17 protein-coding genes are annotated in these 15,899 nt (G+C 72.1%); 3 read left to right on the top strand and 14 right to left on the bottom strand.

Annotated features, from left to right (window positions below):
• Positions 1-109: 109 nt before the first annotated feature.
• Positions 110-478: a hypothetical protein gene (locus OG624_RS26300; protein ID WP_033218521.1), complete on the top strand. Its 369-nt coding sequence runs from the start codon at positions 110-112 to the stop codon at positions 476-478.
• Between the two features lie 70 nt (positions 479-548).
• Here the strand turns inward: OG624_RS26300 and dapC are convergent, their stop codons facing one another.
• Both dapC and fdxA read right to left on the bottom strand, forming a co-directional pair.
• Positions 549-1,643 (bottom strand): succinyldiaminopimelate transaminase, encoded by a 1,095-nt coding sequence (gene dapC, locus OG624_RS26295; protein WP_033218520.1) that lies wholly within the window; start codon positions 1,641-1,643, stop codon positions 549-551.
• Positions 1,644-1,752: 109 nt separating this feature from the next.
• Entirely contained in the window at positions 1,753-2,082 is a 330-nt protein-coding gene (gene fdxA / locus OG624_RS26290) for a ferredoxin (protein WP_030011906.1), read from the bottom strand.
• A 117-nt stretch (positions 2,083-2,199) separates the two neighbouring features.
• On the opposite strand from fdxA, the gene OG624_RS26285 reads away from it, so the two are divergent.
• Together OG624_RS26285 and OG624_RS26280 are read left to right on the top strand one after the other, a co-directional pair.
• Positions 2,200-3,186: a GNAT family N-acetyltransferase gene (locus tag OG624_RS26285; protein ID WP_266353206.1), complete on the top strand. Its 987-nt coding sequence runs from the start codon at positions 2,200-2,202 to the stop codon at positions 3,184-3,186.
• Positions 3,183-3,977, top strand: coding sequence for a transglutaminase-like domain-containing protein (locus OG624_RS26280; protein WP_161288236.1), 795 nt, complete (start codon positions 3,183-3,185; stop codon positions 3,975-3,977). The genes OG624_RS26285 and OG624_RS26280 overlap by 4 nt, the downstream gene beginning before the upstream one ends.
• Positions 3,978-4,202: 225 nt before the next feature.
• On the opposite strand, the gene OG624_RS26275 is transcribed toward OG624_RS26280, so the two are convergent.
• The 12 genes from OG624_RS26275 to OG624_RS26220 form a co-directional block, all read right to left on the bottom strand.
• Positions 4,203-4,820, bottom strand: coding sequence for a response regulator transcription factor (locus OG624_RS26275; protein WP_033218517.1), 618 nt, complete (start codon positions 4,818-4,820; stop codon positions 4,203-4,205).
• A 10-nt stretch (positions 4,821-4,830) separates the two neighbouring features.
• Positions 4,831-6,006 carry a sensor histidine kinase gene (locus OG624_RS26270; protein ID WP_371639912.1) on the bottom strand — a complete coding sequence of 392 codons (1,176 nt, stop codon included), beginning with the start codon at positions 6,004-6,006 and terminating at the stop codon, positions 4,831-4,833.
• A complete protein-coding gene (locus OG624_RS26265) occupies positions 6,003-6,743 on the bottom strand; it encodes an ABC transporter permease (RefSeq protein ID WP_033218515.1) in 741 nt (246 codons plus the stop codon). Before OG624_RS26265 ends, OG624_RS26270 begins: the two co-directional genes overlap by 4 nt.
• Positions 6,740-7,684 carry an ABC transporter ATP-binding protein gene (locus OG624_RS26260; RefSeq protein WP_033218514.1) on the bottom strand — a complete coding sequence of 315 codons (945 nt, stop codon included), beginning with the start codon at positions 7,682-7,684 and terminating at the stop codon, positions 6,740-6,742. Before OG624_RS26260 ends, OG624_RS26265 begins: the two co-directional genes overlap by 4 nt.
• A gap of 136 nt (positions 7,685-7,820) precedes the next feature.
• Positions 7,821-9,680 carry a peptidoglycan binding domain-containing protein gene (locus OG624_RS26255; RefSeq protein ID WP_323184629.1) on the bottom strand — a complete coding sequence of 620 codons (1,860 nt, stop codon included), beginning with the start codon at positions 9,678-9,680 and terminating at the stop codon, positions 7,821-7,823.
• A 343-nt stretch (positions 9,681-10,023) separates the two neighbouring features.
• On the bottom strand, positions 10,024-10,407 hold the full coding sequence (locus OG624_RS26250) for a DUF6113 family protein (RefSeq protein ID WP_033218512.1): 384 nt from the start codon (positions 10,405-10,407) through the stop codon (positions 10,024-10,026).
• Positions 10,404-11,300: an N-acetyl-1-D-myo-inositol-2-amino-2-deoxy-alpha-D-glucopyranoside deacetylase gene (mshB, locus tag OG624_RS26245; RefSeq protein WP_033218510.1), complete on the bottom strand. Its 897-nt coding sequence runs from the start codon at positions 11,298-11,300 to the stop codon at positions 10,404-10,406. Before mshB ends, OG624_RS26250 begins: the two co-directional genes overlap by 4 nt.
• A gap of 23 nt (positions 11,301-11,323) precedes the next feature.
• A complete protein-coding gene (locus tag OG624_RS26240) occupies positions 11,324-11,518 on the bottom strand; it encodes a hypothetical protein (RefSeq protein WP_030012369.1) in 195 nt (64 codons plus the stop codon).
• Between the two features lie 352 nt (positions 11,519-11,870).
• Positions 11,871-12,953: an ABC transporter ATP-binding protein gene (locus OG624_RS26235; protein ID WP_371639910.1), complete on the bottom strand. Its 1,083-nt coding sequence runs from the start codon at positions 12,951-12,953 to the stop codon at positions 11,871-11,873.
• A complete protein-coding gene (locus tag OG624_RS26230) occupies positions 12,946-13,929 on the bottom strand; it encodes an ABC transporter ATP-binding protein (protein ID WP_033218508.1) in 984 nt (327 codons plus the stop codon). The genes OG624_RS26235 and OG624_RS26230 overlap by 8 nt, the downstream gene beginning before the upstream one ends.
• An 11-nt stretch (positions 13,930-13,940) precedes the next feature.
• Positions 13,941-14,963, bottom strand: coding sequence for an ABC transporter permease (locus tag OG624_RS26225; protein WP_033218507.1), 1,023 nt, complete (start codon positions 14,961-14,963; stop codon positions 13,941-13,943).
• The gene (locus OG624_RS26220) at positions 14,956-15,879 is read right to left on the bottom strand and encodes an ABC transporter permease (RefSeq protein WP_033218504.1); all 924 of its coding nucleotides are present in this window, start codon (positions 15,877-15,879) and stop codon (positions 14,956-14,958) included. Before OG624_RS26220 ends, OG624_RS26225 begins: the two co-directional genes overlap by 8 nt.
• Positions 15,880-15,899: the final 20 nt, after the last annotated feature.

Here is a 15,899-nt window from a genome sequence, read left to right as displayed (position 1 = left end):
AGCCGATTAAACGATGCGTTACCGATCCTTTACCCACCGGCACCGCAACTCCACCCGCCCCGGAAGCGGTTAGTCATGGCGTACTCAGCCGCTACCGCTTAGGAGCAACATGTCTCTCCCCCTGACCCGTCGGATCGCCCGTGCCGCGCTGCTCCTCGCAGCCGGGGCAGCGCCCGTGGTCGGTGCGGCCGGTGCGGCCAGCGCCGCCGGTCTGGAGTCCGTGCCGCAGCTGGGCGGGCTCAACGCCCCCGACGCCGCGACGACGGCGGACGCGGCCACGGACGTCGTCGGCACCGCCGGCAGCGCCACCAAGGACCTGCCGGCGCCCGCCGCCGACGTGGCCGGTACCGCGCAGGGCCTGCTGGGCGGGCTCCCCACCACGCAGGAACTGCCGGTGTCCTCGCTGCCGACGTCCTCGCTGCCGACCTCCGGCGTCCTGCCGGGCGGGCTGCCCGGTGGCCTGCCGCTGGGCGGCTGACGCCGTAGGAACCACCGAGGGGGCCGGGAGTTCGTACTCCCGGCCCCCTCGGTCATGTTCGGCGCACCCGTCAGCCGAGGCGCTTGACCGCCGCCTCGACCCGCTCGTCGGTGGCGGTGAAGGCGACGCGCACGAACCGCGCGCCCGCCTCGCCGTAGAAGTCGCCCGGCGCGACCAGGATGCCCAGGCCCGCGAGGTGGGCGACGGTGTCCCAGCAGGGCTCGTCACGGGTCACCCACAGGTACAGGCTCGCCTCGCTGTGCTCGACCCGGAAGCCGTGCCCCTCCAGGGCGGTGCGCAGCGCCGCGCGGCGGGCCGCGTAGCGCTCGCGCTGCTCCTCGACGTGGGTGTCGTCGCCGAGGGCCGCGACCGTGGCCGCCTGCACCGGGGCGGGGGTCATCATGCCGCCGTGCTTGCGGATCTCCAGCAGCTCGCCGAGCACGTCCGCGTCACCGGCGACGAAGGCCGCCCGGTAGCCCGCCAGGTTGGAGCGCTTGGAGAGCGAGTGGACGGCGACGATGCCCTCGTACGAGCCGCCGCAGACGTCGTCGTGGAGGACGGAGACGGGCTCGGCCTCCCAGCCCAGCTCCAGGTAGCACTCGTCGCTGAAGAGCAGGATCCCGTGCTCGCGCGCCCAGGCCACGATCCGGACGAGTTCCTCCTTGGCGAGGACCTTGCCGGTGGGGTTGGACGGGGAGTTGAGCCACAGGAGCTTGACGCCGGCCGGGTCGAGCTCGGTCGGGTCGTCGTACACGACGGCCTCGGCGCCGCACAGGCGCGCGCCGACCTCGTAGGTGGGGTAGGCGAGACGGGGGTAGGCGACCTTGTCCCCGGCGCCCAGACCCAGCTGGGTCGGCAGCCAGGCCACCAGCTCCTTGGAGCCGACGACCGGCAAGACGTTGCGGTGTTCGGCGGTGCTCGCGCCGAGGCGGCCGCGCACCCAGCCGGTGATCGCGTCGCGCAGGGCGACGGTGCCCCACACGGTCGGGTAGCCCGGGGAGTCGGCGGCCTCGATCAGCGCGCGCCGGATCAGCTCCGGGACCGGGTCCACGGGCGTGCCGACGGACAGGTCGACGATGCCGTCCGCGTGGGCCGCCGCCGTCTTCTTGTACGGCTCCAGCTTGTCCCAGGGGAAGGCGGGAAGACGGTCGGATACTGCGGCCACGATGGTCTCTGCTCTCTCTGAGTACTGGCTGGTAGCGGGTCCGTAAACGCCTCGGTCCCGTGCGGCGACGAGGCCGTACGGGACCGGGGGGCGCGTCTGCCTGGAAAGGTCAGTGCTCGCCGTTGATGCCGGCGGGCAGCGCCGCGACGAAGGGGTGGTCGCGCTCGATCAGGCCCAGCTTGGAAGCACCACCGGGCGAACCGAGCTCGTCGAAGAACTCGACGTTCGCCTTGTAGTAGTCCTTCCACTCCTCCGGGGTGTCGTCCTCGTAGAAGATGGCCTCGACCGGGCAGACCGGCTCACACGCACCACAGTCGACGCACTCGTCCGGGTGGATGTACAAGGACCGCTGGCCCTCGTAGATGCAGTCGACGGGGCACTCTTCGATGCATGCCTTGTCCTTGACGTCGACACAAGGCTCCGCGATGACGTAGGTCACGCTCTCGTTCCTCCTCGGTAGGGCTTTCCATATCGCGCGGGAGCGCGGCGTCGTCGATGCCCGCACCTAGTATCTCCGTTCCCGGGCACGATCCGAACAGGAGGGGCGGACAGAGCTGTGGAAATCACTGCCGGTGGACTGCTGGAGGTCCGTATCACCCCGGCTGACGTGGGTAAACGAGTCTCTGTACGACGGGTGGAGGCCGTGGTGAGCGGATCACCCGAGTTCACGGACACGGTCGGGGTTCTCACATCCTGGGACCAGGGTGTGCTGCTGATCACAAAGAAGGACGGGCAATCCGTCCGTATCTCGGAATCCTCGCTGGTCGCGGGCAAGATCGTGCCTGCGGCGCCGGCCCGGCGGCGGGGTCCCGCGGCCTCCTTCGAGGAGCTCTCGCGGGTCGCCGCGCGGGCCTGGCAGCCGCTGGAGAGCGAGCCACTGGGTGACTGGACGCTGCGGGCGGCCGCCGGATTCACGCGGCGGGCCAATTCCGTGCTGCCGCTCGGCGACCCCGGTATACCGCTGGACGATGCACTCGCGCGAGTGACCTCCTGGTACGCGCGGCGGTCGCTGCCGGCCTACGTACAGGTCGCGACGGGGGCCGCCGGCACCCAGGAGATGCTCGGCGCGGAGCTGGAACGGCGCGGCTGGGTGAACGAGGTGTCGGCGGAGGTACGGATCGGGGCGCTGGCCCCGGTGGGCGACGTGGACGCGCCCGCGGCCGAGGCCGTACGTCTGACCCGGGTCCCGGACGAGGAGTGGCTCGGGCGCTACGGGAAGGTGAGCGACCCGGACCTGGCCCGGCGGATGCTCGTGGAAGGGCCGTCGGTGTGGTTCGCGGCGCTGCCCGGGGGCCGGGCGATCGGGCGCTGCGTGGTGGACGGGCGGTGGGCCGGCTTCGCGGCGGTGACGGTGGATCCCGCGCACCGGCGGGAAGGCCTGGCGACGGCGGTGATGGCCGCGCTGGCCCGGCGGGCGCTGGAGGAGGGCGCGTCGGCGGCGTGGCTGCAGGTCGAGACGGACAATCCGGGGGCGCTGACGCTGTACGACGGGCTGGGCTTCGCCCGCCACCACACGTACCACCACTACCGGGCGGCCTCGTGAGTACGGCGGCCTGGCGGGAGCAGTTCGCGGCCGAGGCCCGGGCGGAGCGGCCCGACCTGGCGCTGCTGTGCCTGCTGCTGGCCACCGAGGGGGATCCGGCGCTGGACGAACGTGCCATGGACGCGGCCCAGATCGAGCTGGACCGGCTGGCCGGGATGCTGCCGTACGGGCTGCGCGGCGGGCGGGCGTGGGCGAACGCGGTGACGGAACTGCTGGGTGGGCGCCTCGGGTTCCACGGCACCCCGGCGGACTACGACCGGCTGTCGTCCTCGCTGCTGCACGAGGTACTGCGGCGGCGGCGCGGGCTGCCGATCCTGCTGTCGGTGGTGTGGCTGGAGGTCGCCCGCCGGGCCGGGGCGCCGGTGTACGGGCTGGGGCTGCCGGGGCACTTCGTGGTGGGCTTCGGGGACCCGGAGGACGGCGTGGTGGTGGACCCGTTCGCGGGCGGCGCGTCCTTGGGCACCGGACCGGCGGAGCTGGCGTCGGGCCCGCGCGAGCCGGCCCGGACGCTGGACATCGTGCAGCGGATCCTGGCCAACATCCGGGCCTGGGCCTCGGCCCGCCCGGAACAGTCGGGGGTGGCCCTGTGGGCGGTGGAGCTGTCGCTGCTGCTGCCGTCGCATCCGGCGGCGCTGCGGTACGAGCGGGCGCGGCTGCTGGTGGAGCGGGGCTCCTTCCAGGAGGGGGCGGCGGAGTTGGACGCGTACGCCGGGGTGGTGTCCGCGGTGGACGCCGACGCGGCGGCCCGCATCCGAGCGGAAGCCCTCTCGGCCCGAGCCCTCCTGAACTGACCGCCCCCGCCCCTGCGGGCCTGTTCCGGCCCCGCCGAGCCAATCCGGCTGCGCCGGCACATTCAGCCTCGCCGGCGTTTGAGGCGCGGGGTCTGGGGCGGAGCCCCAGGGAACCCGGCTCCGCCGGGCACCGGGCTCCGCCCGGACCCTCCCCCAGCTACCGCTGGGAGGTGCCCCCTGCTCAAACGCCGGCGGGGCTGAAATGGCAGGCGAAGGGGGAGGGGGCTAGAGCCAGCCCTTGGCTCGGGCTGTGCTGGCCGCTTCGGCTCGGTTGCGGGCCGCCAGTTTCTGGATCGCCGTCGAGAGGTAGTTGCGGACCGTGCCCTGGGACAGGTGCAGCCGCGCCGCGAGTTCCGCGTTGGTCGCGCCGTTCTCCGCCTCCCGCAGGACCTCCCGTTCCCGGTCCGTCAGCGGGTTCGCGCCCTCCGCGAGGGCGGCCGCGGCCAGCGTCGGGTCGATGACGCGCTCCCCTTGGAGGACCTTGCGTACGGCCGCCGCCAGCTGCGCGGCCGGGGCGTCCTTGACCAGGAAGGCGGAGGCGCCCGCCTCCATCGCGCCGCGGAGGTAGCCGGGGCGGCCGAAGGTGGTCAGGATGACGATCCGCAGGGCGGGGAGCTCGGCGTGCAGGGCGGCCGCCGCCTCGATGCCCGTCATGCCGGGCATCTCGATGTCCAGCAGGGCCACGTTCACGTCGTGTGCGCGGGCCGCCGCCAGTACCTCGTCGCCGCGGGCCACCTGGACCCGTACCTCGATGTCGGGTTCCAGGCCGAGCAGCGCGGCGAGGGCCTCGCGGACCATCGACTGGTCCTCCGCCAGCAGGATGCGGATGGGGCGTGAGGTCATGGTCTCGATCCTATGCGGGGGCCAGCGGGACGCGGGCGGTGAGCGTGAAGCCGCGCGGGCCGGTGCGGCCCGCCGACAGGCCTCCGCCGAGGGCCTCCAGACGTTCCGTCAGGCCGGTCAGGCCGTTGCCGGGGGTGCTCGGGCCGTCGCTCGCGCCGTCGTCCGTGACGGTGAGTTCCAGCACCGGCCCGTCCAGGGTCTGGTGCGTCTCCAGCGTGACCCGGCAGTGCTTCGCCCCGCTGTGCCGCACCACGTTCGTCACCGCTTCGCGCAGCGACCAGGCCAGGGCGGATTCCGAGGCCTCCGGGAGATCGTCGGCCGGTGGTCGCGGGAGGTCCGCCAGGACGCCGGCCGCCGCCAGCGCGGTACGTGCGCCGGCCAGTTCGCCGGGGAGCGTGGGGCGCCGGTAGCCGCTCACCGCTTCCCGTACGTCGACGAGCGCCTGTCGGCTGACCTGCTCGATGTCGGCGACCTGCTGGGCGGCCGCCTCCGGCTGCCCGGGCAGCATCCGGCCCGCCAGCTCGCTCTTGAGCGTGATCAGCGACAGGGAGTGCCCCAGCAGGTCGTGCAGGTCCCGTGCCATCCGCAGCCGTTCCTCGTTGGCCGCGAGCTGGGCCACCGTGGCCCGGGCCTCGCGCAGCTCGATCGTGGTGCGGATCATCGCCCGGATGCCGACCATCGCGTAGCCGCCCATGAGGGCCGGGATCAGCAGGCCCGCCAGGTAGGCGGTGCCGCCGGGGACGGCGTTCGCCGTGACCGCGAGCAGGGCGGTGGCGCCGAGGACGGTCCAGCGGGAGTACTCGGCGGGCAGCGCGGCCCCGGAGCAGATGGACACGTAGACGAAGAGCACCAGCCATTCGCGGCCCAGCGCCAGTGACAGGACGGTGGCCTGGGCGGTGAGCACGGCCAGGGAGAACAGCACCCGGCGTACCGGCATCCGGCGGGCGGTGCGGAAGACCAGCATCAGGTACCAGGCGACGAAGGCCAGCAGGCCCAGGCCGCCGAGCAGCCGGGCTCCGAGGCTGTGTCCCCCGCTGACCAGGTCGGTGACGGGGGCGCTCAGGTAGAACAGCCAGATGCTGATCCAGAGCGCCTTCACCATCTTCTGGCGGCGGTTCTCCGGTGGTTCGGCGACCGCCGGGAAGCTCCGGTCCTCGCCTTCCTTCGTCAGCGCCACGGGTGTCATGCCTTCAGTGAGTCCTTGCGGTACAGCCAGGCGGCCGCACCGGTGAACAGTACGAAATACCCCGCGAGGAGGGCGACGTCCCCGGCCCGGGGTGCGCCGCCGAGCTCGATGGCCTGGCCCAGGCCCGCGTAGGCGTGGGTGGGGAGCCACTCGCAGATGTTCTGGAGCCACTGCGGGAAGTTCGCGGTGGGCATCCACAGGCCGCCGAGGATCGACAGCGCGAAGTAGACGAGCATCGTGATGGGGCGGACGTTGTCCCCGGTGGCAAGGTAGCCGAGGGCGACGCCGAGGGCCGCGAAGACCAGGCTGCCGGCCCAGATCGCACCGGTGAGGGCGAGCCACTGCCAGGCGTCGAACCGTACGCCCTTCACGGCGGCCGCCACCGCGAAGACGACCAGGATGGCGGGGAGCGAGAGCACTCCGGCGCCGGCGGTCTTGGCGAGGACGTAGCCGCGGCCGGGGAGGGCGGTCAGGCGCAGTTGGCGGACCCAGCCCTTCTCCCGTTCCTTGGCGATGCGTTCGCTGTTGCCGACCAGGACGGCGGTCAGGGCGCCGAAGGAGGCCATGGCGACCATGTAGAAGGCGGGCATGGTCAGGTCGGTGCCCATGACCTTGGTGGTGCCGTCGAGGGTTCCGCCGAGCATCAGGAACAGTGCGGCCGGGTACATGATCGTGAAGAAGATGTACTTCTTGTTCCGCAGGGCGCGGACGATCTCCAGCTTGACGAGGGCGTTCATCGGTTGGCCTCCTCGGCCTCGGTGAGGGCGATGAAGGCCTGTTCCAGGCCGAGGCCCGCGACCTCCAGATGGTGGGGGTACAGCCCGAGCGCGTACACGGCGTGGAGGGTGGCGTCCGCGTCGCGGGACTGGATGCGTACGGTGTCGCCGTGATGGGCGAAGGCCGTCAGGTGGGGCAGCGCGCGCAGGCGCTCGATGTCGGTGCTTTCGGCGCCGGCGAGGTCGAAGGAGATCTTCCGGGCTCCGGCCTTGGCCTTGATCTCGGCGGCGGTGCCGTCCGCGAGCAGCCGGCCCTTGCCGAGGACCAGGACCCGGTCGGCGATCGCGTCGGCCTCTTCCAGGTAGTGGGTGGCGAAGAGGACCGTGCGGCCCTGGTCGGCCTGTTCGCGCATGGTGGCCCAGAAGGCCTGGCGGGCGGTGACGTCCATGCCGGTGGTCGGCTCGTCGAGCACGATCAGGTCGTTGTGGCCGGCGGTGGCGAGCGCGAAGCGCACGCGCTGCTCCTGGCCGCCCGAGAGCCGGTCGACCCGGCGGTCGGCGATCTTCTCGATGCCGGCCCGGGAGAGCACCTGGTCGACGGGGTGCGGCCGCGGGTGCAGGGCGCAGCCGAGGGCGACGATCTCCCGTACGGTCACCTCCTCCATCAGGCCGCCGCTCTGCAGCATCGCGCCGACCCGGCCGGCGGTGACGGCCTCGCGCGGGGTGGTGCCGAAGAGCCGGACGGCGCCGGAGTCGGCGGGGCGCAGGCCGAGGAGGAGGTCGAGGGTGGTGGACTTGCCGGCGCCGTTGGGGCCGAGGAGCGCGACGGTCTCGCCCGGGTGGAGCGCGAGGGAGAGGCCGTCGACCGCCCGGACCGGGCCGTAGCTCTTGGTCACGTTCTCGAAGCTGACCACGCTGTCGGTGGTGGGCTGCGCGGTGCGTGTCGCGGTGGTCGTCGTCATGCCTGGAGATTCGCCCGTACGGGGTCTCGCGCGGCAGTGTCGGTAGTCGTGTGTGCCGGATGACGGATGTCATACGGCGGACATGACGGTGCCCCCGCCCTGGTGCGGGCGGGGGCACCGTTTCTGCCGTGGCCCTCTAGTTGGGGTTGGTGTCGACGACGGCGGTGCGTTCGGCCGTGGTCTTGCCGCGCAGGGCCTTTCCGAGGGGGCCGGCGATGTCCTGCGGGGTGACGGGGGTCTTCTCGCCGTTGCCGCGGGTGATCAGGATCCCGTCGAAGGTGTTCCCGTAGGTCGCCTTGAGCGCCTCCAGGTCGAACTTCTCGACCAGGCGGCCGTCGACGGGCTGCATGCTCAGGATCTTGGGCAGGGACTTGGCGCCGAAGGCGATGGACTTGGTGCCGACCTTGACGGTGGCGTTCGCGGACATCGCGGGCTCCGCGAACTCCTTCATGGCCCGGTCCAGTTCGGGCTGGCCGATGGCCGGCGCCTTGGTGGTGGTCGGCAGTTCGGCCACGGCGGCCTTGCCGGTGGCGACCTGGTCCTTGAAGGTCTTGGCCACCAGCTGCACGGAGGCGTCCACGTCGAGGGTGGTGCCGGGGGTGCCGGGGACGGCGACGGCCTTGCCCGTGTCGAACTTGATGGTGCCCTCGGTGGCGGTGCCGGAGGTGCCGGCGAGCTCCTGGAGCGCGACCTGGAGCTTCTCCTCGTCGATCGGCATCACCGGGTCGGCGACGCGCTCGTTGCCGAGGAGCGAGCCGATGACCGTGATCGGGTTGTAGTCGCTGCCGGCCGCGTTGCGGACGGTGGTCTGGGCGTCGAGGGTGAGGCCGGCCTTCTCGGGCTTCAGCTCGACCGGCTTGCCGCCGACGGTGAGCTGGATCGGGGCGGCGGCGCGGGTGCCGAAGGCCGTCTGGAGCTTGGAGACGGCCTCGTCGCGGCTGCCGCTGATGTCGACGCTGAGGACGGTGGTGCCCTTGGGGACGTCGGAGTGGTTCAGGAGCAGCCCGGCGCCGTAGGCCACGCCGATGAGGGCGATGACGCCGCCGCCGAGCAGGACCAGCTTGGAGCGGCCCTTCTTGGCGGGCTTGTCGGCGGCCTTCGACTGGGTGGCCGCGGGGCGGGGGGCGGCCGGGGCGGGGGCCGGTACCGGCGTGGGCAGCGGTCCGTCCAGGTCGGGGCCGGGCCACTGCGGGGCCTCGTCGAAGGCGGCCGCGCCGGCCGGGCCGCCGACGGGGCCGGTGCCGAAGCCGGGGCCGCCGGTGGGTCCGGCGGGGCCGCCGCCGTAGGCCGGGAACGCCTCGGTGACGGGGCCGGCGTCGGCCTGGTCGTCCCCGTACGCGGGGAAGCCCTGGGTCGTCCCGACGCCCGGGCCGCCGGGCATCGGGGCCCCGGGGCCGGGCGGGAAGCCCTGGCCGTAGTCCGCCACGGGGGGCGGCGGGGTGCGCGGCGGCGCGAAGGCGGCGTCCGGTCCGGGTACGGGCGGGCCCTGGGTGCGCTGCGGCGGGGCGAAGCCCGCGCCCGGCATGGCCGGCGGCGTGGGATTCGGGGTCGGCGTCGGGGACGGCGTCCGGGTGGGCAACGGCCGCTGCGGGGGCCGCGGGGCGGCGCCGGCCGGCGGCATCTGCGCCGGGGCGGGTGCGGATGCCGGGGCCTGCGGGGCCGGCTTGCGGGGGGCGAACCAGTTGCTGGTCGGCTCCTCGGGTCCGGCCGCCGGGGCGGGCCCGGGCGCCTGGGTGTGGTCCGGCTCCGGCGCGGCCTCGATGCGGGTCGGCTGCGGTCCGCGCCGCTGCGCGAGCGGCGGCTGGGCCTGCTCGGGCGTGGGCTCCGGAGCGGTCTGCTCGCCGGCACCGGCCGAACCGGAGGTGGTGCCCATCGCCTTGCGCACGACCACCGGTGGGATCGGCCGCGAACCCGGGATGTTGATCCGGATCCGGGTCGTCAGGGTGGTCTCGGTCTTGGGCCCGTCGGAGTCGGGCGTGGACGGCTTCGAGGTCACAGAGTTCTCCTCCGGAGCGGTCGCCGCAGCGTCCGTGGACGGGTACTGGCCGGTTCCGTACGGCGGTGTCCCCGAGGGGTAGGCGGCTCCACCGTGCCCCTTGGGCCCGGAGGACGAACTGTCGGTTTCACGACTCAAGGCAGGTTCTCCCGGTTGGCTCCGCCGCCCGTCATTCCGTGCGCGGGCAGCTCGGCGGCCCGTCCACCATACTGGCCGCCGCCCGCACGCAACTGACTGGCGGGAATCAGGGGTTCCTGAAAGGGCCGGTCAAACCCCTCTGAAGCGCCCGGAGAGCACCCGCGCGCGTTCTCCGACGGACCTCCCTACGAGGTCCGACACCACGTCACTTGGCAGACCGGGCGGCCGAAACCGGCCGATCCAGCGAACCGCGCATCGTGGCACACATCACAGCGAGAACGGTTCCACCCAAAAGGTAGACGTACACGCCGATTCCGGACGAACCGAGGAGGAAGTCCCCCTCGGGGCGCGGGAGGCTGAGCATCACGTAGGAGAGGAACCAGCCGGCCGCGGCGCCGCCGACCCCGTAGCCGGTCCCGAGGGCGATGCGGCCGCCGAGGAACAGTCCGAGGACGGCCAGCAGGGCGAGCAGCAGACCGCCGGGGAACCAGAGGTCGATCACCAGCCAGCCGGCCGCGCCGGTCAGCGCGCCCGCGACCAGCATGCCGAGGCAGCCGGCGATCCGTCCGGCCGTCGCCGTGCGGCTCACGCCTCCACCCCCGCGAAGAGGTCGTGTTCGCGTTCGCCCGCCGGGGCTCCGGGCCGGCCCTCGACGAGTTCGTAGTACTCGCGGGTGAACAGCGGCTGCGCCAGGTCGTTGGAGAGGGCGAAGACGGGCCCGTCCACGGCGATCTGGGTGGCGTGGGCCCGCATGGCGGCCGCCTTCGCCGCCACGAAGGTGTCCTTGGCCTCGATCTCGGTGGTGATCCGTTCGTCGGCGACGACCCCCGGCACATCCCCGGGCGAGGCCACCGCGGGGAAGGGCACCCCGCCCCCGGCGGCGCGGAGCCGGGCGAAGCCCTCCTCGACCACCGAGCGCGGGACGCGGTTCCAGTAGATCTTCCCGACCGTGTGGGGCGCGCCGAGGTCGCGCCGGTACGCGGTCTCCGCGGCCAGTTCGGCGGCGCGCATGGCGACCCGGTGGGCCTGGATGTGGTCGGGGTGGCCGTATCCGCCGTCCGGGTCGTAGGTGACGAGCACCTGCGGGCGCAGCTCGCGGATCACCTCCACGAGGTACGCGGCGGCCTCGTCCACGTCGGCGGACCAGAAGGCCTCCGCGCGCTGGTTCTGCGGGGCGCCCATCATCCCGGAGTCCCGGAAGCGGCCGGGGCCGCCGAGGAAGCGGTGGTCGTGGACGCCCAGTTCGGCCATGGCCGCGGCGAGCTCGCCGACGCGATGGGCGCCGAGGGTGTCGTCGCGGTCGGCCGCCAGGTGGGCGAGCGCGGGCGGGATGACCTCACCCTCCTCGCCCAGGGTGCAGGTCACCAACGCGACGTGGGCGCCCTCGGCCGCGTACTTGGCCATGGTGACGCCGTTGTTGATCGACTCGTCGTCGGGGTGCGCGTGCACGAGGAGCAGACGACGGGCGGGAAGACCGTTCATGGGCCCAGCCTACGAGGCCTGAGCTAGAACTTGAGGCCACTGATCATGCTCGCCACGTTCGAGGTGAGCTGGCTGAGCGTCGGGGCGATGGTGGAACTCGCCAGGTAGAAGCCGAGCAGCACGCAGACCACCGCATGTCCCGCCTTCAGGCCCGCCCTTCGGACCAGCAGGAAGACGATGATCGCCAGCAGCACCACGGCGGAGATCGAGAGTGCCACGGCGTTTCACCTCCACGTCGAGCGGACATCGGTACGCGCATTCGTGCTCGGCAGGAGTCATACCCACCGTGCGCTACGGATCATAACTATCCGTACCAGCGCATCGATCGAAATCCGGCAGCACGAGGGGCGCATGCCGCGCATGAGTGGGGGCACGGGGAGGCCGGCCGGCGAGGCTGTACGCCTCCCCGGCCGGCTGTCGGCACCCGCACGGCCGCACGGCATCCAGGTTGCATGCCCCAGATCTCGGGGCAGAAACGGTCAAGTTGCCCCCACGTAAACGGAGTTGCCGGGGGTGTCCACCCCTTCCCCACCCGTCGCACAGCGGTGGCCGGAAATCATCGGTATGCGGCTACTCCTTCGCCGGTGGATCCGCCGGTGGCGGGGGTGGCGGCGAGGGCGGGGGCGGCTGGTCCGACAGCGGGACCACCTGCTTCTCGGCCGCGAAGTGGCAGGCCGACGGGTGCGCCGCCGGGCCCGAGGGGAAGACCTGCGGGACCGCGAGCAGCGGGACCTCCGCCGTGCAGCGGGGCTCGGCCTTCCAACAGCGGGTGCGGAAGGGGCAGCCCGAGGGCGGGTTGGCCGGGGAGGGCACGTCACCGGTGAGGATGATCCGCTCGCGGTGCGCGCGGGCCTCCGGGTCCGGTACCGGGACGGCCGAGAGCAGCGCCTGGGTGTACGGGTGGGTCGGGTGGTCGTAGATCTGGCTGTCGGTGCCGATCTCGACGATCCGGCCCAGGTACATGACGCCGACCCGGTCGGAGATGTGCCGGACGATCGAGAGGTCGTGCGCGATGAAGACGTAGGACAGGTCGAAGTCGCTCTGCAGCCGGTCCAGCAGGTTGATCACCTGGGCCTGGACGGAGACGTCCAGGGCCGAGACGGGCTCGTCGGCGACGATGATCTCGGGTCGCAGGGCGAGGCCGCGGGCGATGCCGATGCGCTGGCGCTGGCCGCCGGAGAACTGGTGCGGGTACCGGTTGATGTACTCCGGGTTCAGACCGACGACGTCGAGCAGTTCCTGGACCTTCTGCCGGCGGTTGCCCTTGGGAGCCACCTCGGGGTGGATCTCGTAGGGCTCCCCGATGATGTCGCCGACCGTCATGCGCGGGTTCAGCGAGGTGTACGGGTCCTGGAAGACCATCTGGATGTTGCGGCGCACGGCCTTCAGGGCACGGCCGGACAGCTTGCTGATGTCCTCGCCCTTGTACGAGATCGCGCCCGCCGTCGGCCGCTCCAGATTGACCAGCATCTTGGCCACGGTGGACTTCCCGCAGCCGGACTCGCCGACGATGCCGAGCGTCTCACCGGCGCGCAGGTCGAAGGAGACCCCGTCGACGGCCTTGACCGCGCCGACCTGCTTGCGGAAGACGATGCCCCGGGTCAGCGGGTAGTGCTTGACCAGGTCCTTCACCTCCAGCAGGGACTCAGCCATGGAGGCACTCCTTCCAGAAGTGGCAGGCGCTGGTCCGCTCCACCGGCGACTCGGTCACCCGGTACAGCGGCGGGACGTCGGTGCGGCACACCGCCTGCGCCATCGGGCAGCGCGGGTTGAAGGCGCAGCCGGGCGGGATGGCCACCAGGTTCGGCGGCAGTCCCTTGATGGCGTACAGCTCCTGGCCCTTCTGGTCCAGGCGCGGGATGGAGTCCAGCAGGCCGCGCGTGTACGGGTGCGCGGGCGCCTTGTAGATCTCGTGGACCGGGGCCGCCTCGACGATCCGGCCCGCGTACATGACCGCGATCTTGTCGGCGACGTCGGCGACCACGCCCAGGTCGTGGGTGATCAGGATGAGGCCCATGTTCAGCTCGCGCTGGAGCTCGGCCAGCAGGTCCATCACCTGGGCCTGGACGGTGACGTCCAGGGCCGTGGTCGGCTCGTCCGCGATGATCAGCGAGGGCTCCAGGGCCAGCGCCATCGCGATCATGATGCGCTGGCGCATGCCGCCCGAGAACTGGTGCGGATAGTCACCCACCCGTTCCTTCGCCGCCGGGATCTTCACCCGGTCCATCAGCTCGACGGCCTTGCCCTTGGCGTCCTTGCGGGACATCCCGCGGTGCACCTCGTACATCTCGCCGAGCTGCGCGCCCACGCTCAGGACGGGGTTCAGGGAGGAGAGCGCGTCCTGGAAGATCATGGCCATCTCGGCGCCGCGGATCTTGCGGCGCTCCTCCTCCTTCATCCTGAGGAGGTCCTTGCCCTTGAAGAGGATCTCGCCGCCCGCGATGCGGCCCGGCGGCACGTCGAGGATGCCCATCACGGCCTGGGCGGTGACCGACTTCCCGGAGCCCGATTCGCCGAGCACGGCCAGCGTCTCGCCCTCGGCCACCGAGTAGTTGACGCCGTTGACGGCCTTGGCGACTCCGTCGCGCGTCTTGAATTCCACGTGCAGGTCGCGGACTTCGAGCAGCATGTGCGGGCTCCTCAGCGCAGCTTGGGGTCGAGGGCGTCGCGCACCGCGTCGCCGAGCATGATGAAGGCGAGCACGGTCAGGCTCAGCGCGCCGGCCGGCCAGAGCAGCATGTGCGGGGCGTTGCGGATCTGCGAGGCCGCGTTGGAGATGTCGATGCCCCAGGAGACGGTGGGCGGGCGCAGGCCGACGCCGAGGAAGGACAGGGTGGCCTCCAGCGCGATGTACGTACCGAGGGCGATGGTGGCGACGACGATGACCGGGGCGATGGCGTTGGGCGCCACGTGCCGCAGCATCATCCGGCCGTTGCCGGCGCCGAGGGCCCGGGCCGCCTGGACGTAGTCGTTCTGTTTGGCGGTGATGACGGAGCCGCGGCCGATCCGGGCGATCTGCGGCCAGCCGAGGAGCACGATGAAGCCGACCACCGGCCACACGGTGGTGCTGGTGACCACGGACAGGAAGACCAGGCCGCCGAGGACGACGGGGATGCCGAAGAAGATGTCGGCGACCCGGGAGAGCAGCGCGTCGCCCCAGCCGCCGAAGAACCCGGCGAGCCCGCCGAGCAGCGAGCCGAGCAGGGCCGCGCCCAGGGTGGCGCAGACGCCCACGGTGATCGAGGCGCGGGCCCCGTAGACGGTACGGGTGTACACGTCGCAGCCCTGGGTGTCGTAGCCGAAGGGGTGGCCCGGGGAGGAGCCCTGCTGCGACTTGGACAGGTCGCACTGCAGCGGGTCGCCGCTCGCGATGAGCTGCGGCCAGATCGAGATGATCACGAGGAAGAGGATCATCAGCGAGGAGATGACGAAGACGGGGTTGCGGCGCAGCTGGTGCCAGGCGTCGGACCACAGGGAGCGGGGCTTCTGGCCGGGGCCGGTCCCGCCCCGGGGGCCGGTCTTCTCGATGCCCTCGACGCTCTCGGCCTGCTCCAGGGCCAGATCCATGGGTCCGCCCAGGCCGGTCGGGGAGACCGCCTCGCGCGGGCGGGGCCCGACGGGATCGTAGCCGCCGGGCCCTTCGGGACGCTCGGGGTCAGGCATACCGGATCCTCGGGTCCAGGACCGCGTAGAGCAGGTCGACGAGCAGGTTCGCCAGCAGGAAGACGATGACGAGGATGGTCACGAAGCCGACCACCGTCGGGGAGTTGTTGCGCAGGATGCCCTGGTAGAGCTGGTATCCGACGCCGTGGATGTTGAAGATCCGCTCGGTGACGATGGCGCCGCCCATCAGGGCGCCGATGTCGGTGCCGATGAAGGTGATGACGGGGATGAGCGAGTTGCGCAGCAGGTGCCGGGTGACGACCCGGTGGCGCGGGAGCCCCTTGGCGACGGCGGTGCGCACGTAGTCGGCCTTGACGTTCTCGGCGATGGAGGTGCGTGAGAGCCGGGTGACGTAGGCGAGGGAGACCAGCGCGAGCACGATGCCGGGCAGGATCAACTCGTTCAGGGGAGCGTCCGGGGAGACGGTGGGCCGCACCCAGCCCCATTTGACGCCGAAGAGGTACTGGAGCAGATAGCCCGTCACGAAGGTCGGCACGGAGATGACGACGAGGGTGAGCACGAGCACGGTGGTGTCGACGGACTTGCCGCGGCGCAGGCCGCTGATCACGCCGAGGGTGATGCCGATGACGATCTCGAAGAAGATCGCGACCAGGGTCAGGCGCAGGGTGACGGGGAAGGCCGAGGCCATCAGCTCGGTGACCGGCTGGCCGTTGAAGGCCGTGCCGAAGTCGCCCTGGAAGATCTGGCCCATGTAGTGGACGTACTGCTCCCACAGGGGGCGGTCGAGGTAGAGGTCCTTGCGGATGCGCGCGGCGGTGGCGGGGTCGGGCGCCTTGTCGCCGAAGAGGGCGGCGACCGGGTCACCGAGCGCGTACACCATGAAGAAGATCAGGAACGTGCTGCCGATGAACACCGGGATCATCTGGAGCAGCCGCCGGATCACATAACGTCCCATGGACTGCTCCAGGATCGATC

Source organism: Streptomyces virginiae (assembly GCF_041432505.1).
GTDB classification, from domain to species: Bacteria; Actinomycetota; Actinomycetes; order Streptomycetales; family Streptomycetaceae; genus Streptomyces; species Streptomyces virginiae_A.
This window is presented reverse-complemented; position numbering and strand designations above follow the sequence as displayed.

Excerpts from the sequence above, each read along its gene's own strand:
- OG624_RS26225 (WP_033218507.1), bottom strand. The coding sequence starts at position 14,963 with ATGCCTGACCCCGAGCGTCCCGAAGGGCCCGGCGGCTACGATCCCGTC.
- OG624_RS26230 (WP_033218508.1), bottom strand. The coding sequence starts at position 13,929 with ATGCTGCTCGAAGTCCGCGACCTGCACGTGGAATTCAAGACGCGCGAC.
- mshB (WP_033218510.1), bottom strand. The coding sequence starts at position 11,300 with ATGAACGGTCTTCCCGCCCGTCGTCTGCTCCTCGTGCACGCGCACCCC.
- OG624_RS26235 (WP_371639910.1), bottom strand. The coding sequence starts at position 12,953 with ATGGCTGAGTCCCTGCTGGAGGTGAAGGACCTGGTCAAGCACTACCCG.
- OG624_RS26275 (WP_033218517.1), bottom strand. The coding sequence starts at position 4,820 with ATGACCTCACGCCCCATCCGCATCCTGCTGGCGGAGGACCAGTCGATG.
- OG624_RS26265 (WP_033218515.1), bottom strand. The coding sequence starts at position 6,743 with ATGAACGCCCTCGTCAAGCTGGAGATCGTCCGCGCCCTGCGGAACAAG.
- OG624_RS26270 (WP_371639912.1), bottom strand. The coding sequence starts at position 6,006 with ATGACACCCGTGGCGCTGACGAAGGAAGGCGAGGACCGGAGCTTCCCG.
- OG624_RS26220 (WP_033218504.1), bottom strand. The coding sequence starts at position 15,879 with ATGGGACGTTATGTGATCCGGCGGCTGCTCCAGATGATCCCGGTGTTC.
- OG624_RS26300 (WP_033218521.1), top strand. The coding sequence starts at position 110 with ATGTCTCTCCCCCTGACCCGTCGGATCGCCCGTGCCGCGCTGCTCCTC.
- OG624_RS26260 (WP_033218514.1), bottom strand. The coding sequence starts at position 7,684 with ATGACGACGACCACCGCGACACGCACCGCGCAGCCCACCACCGACAGC.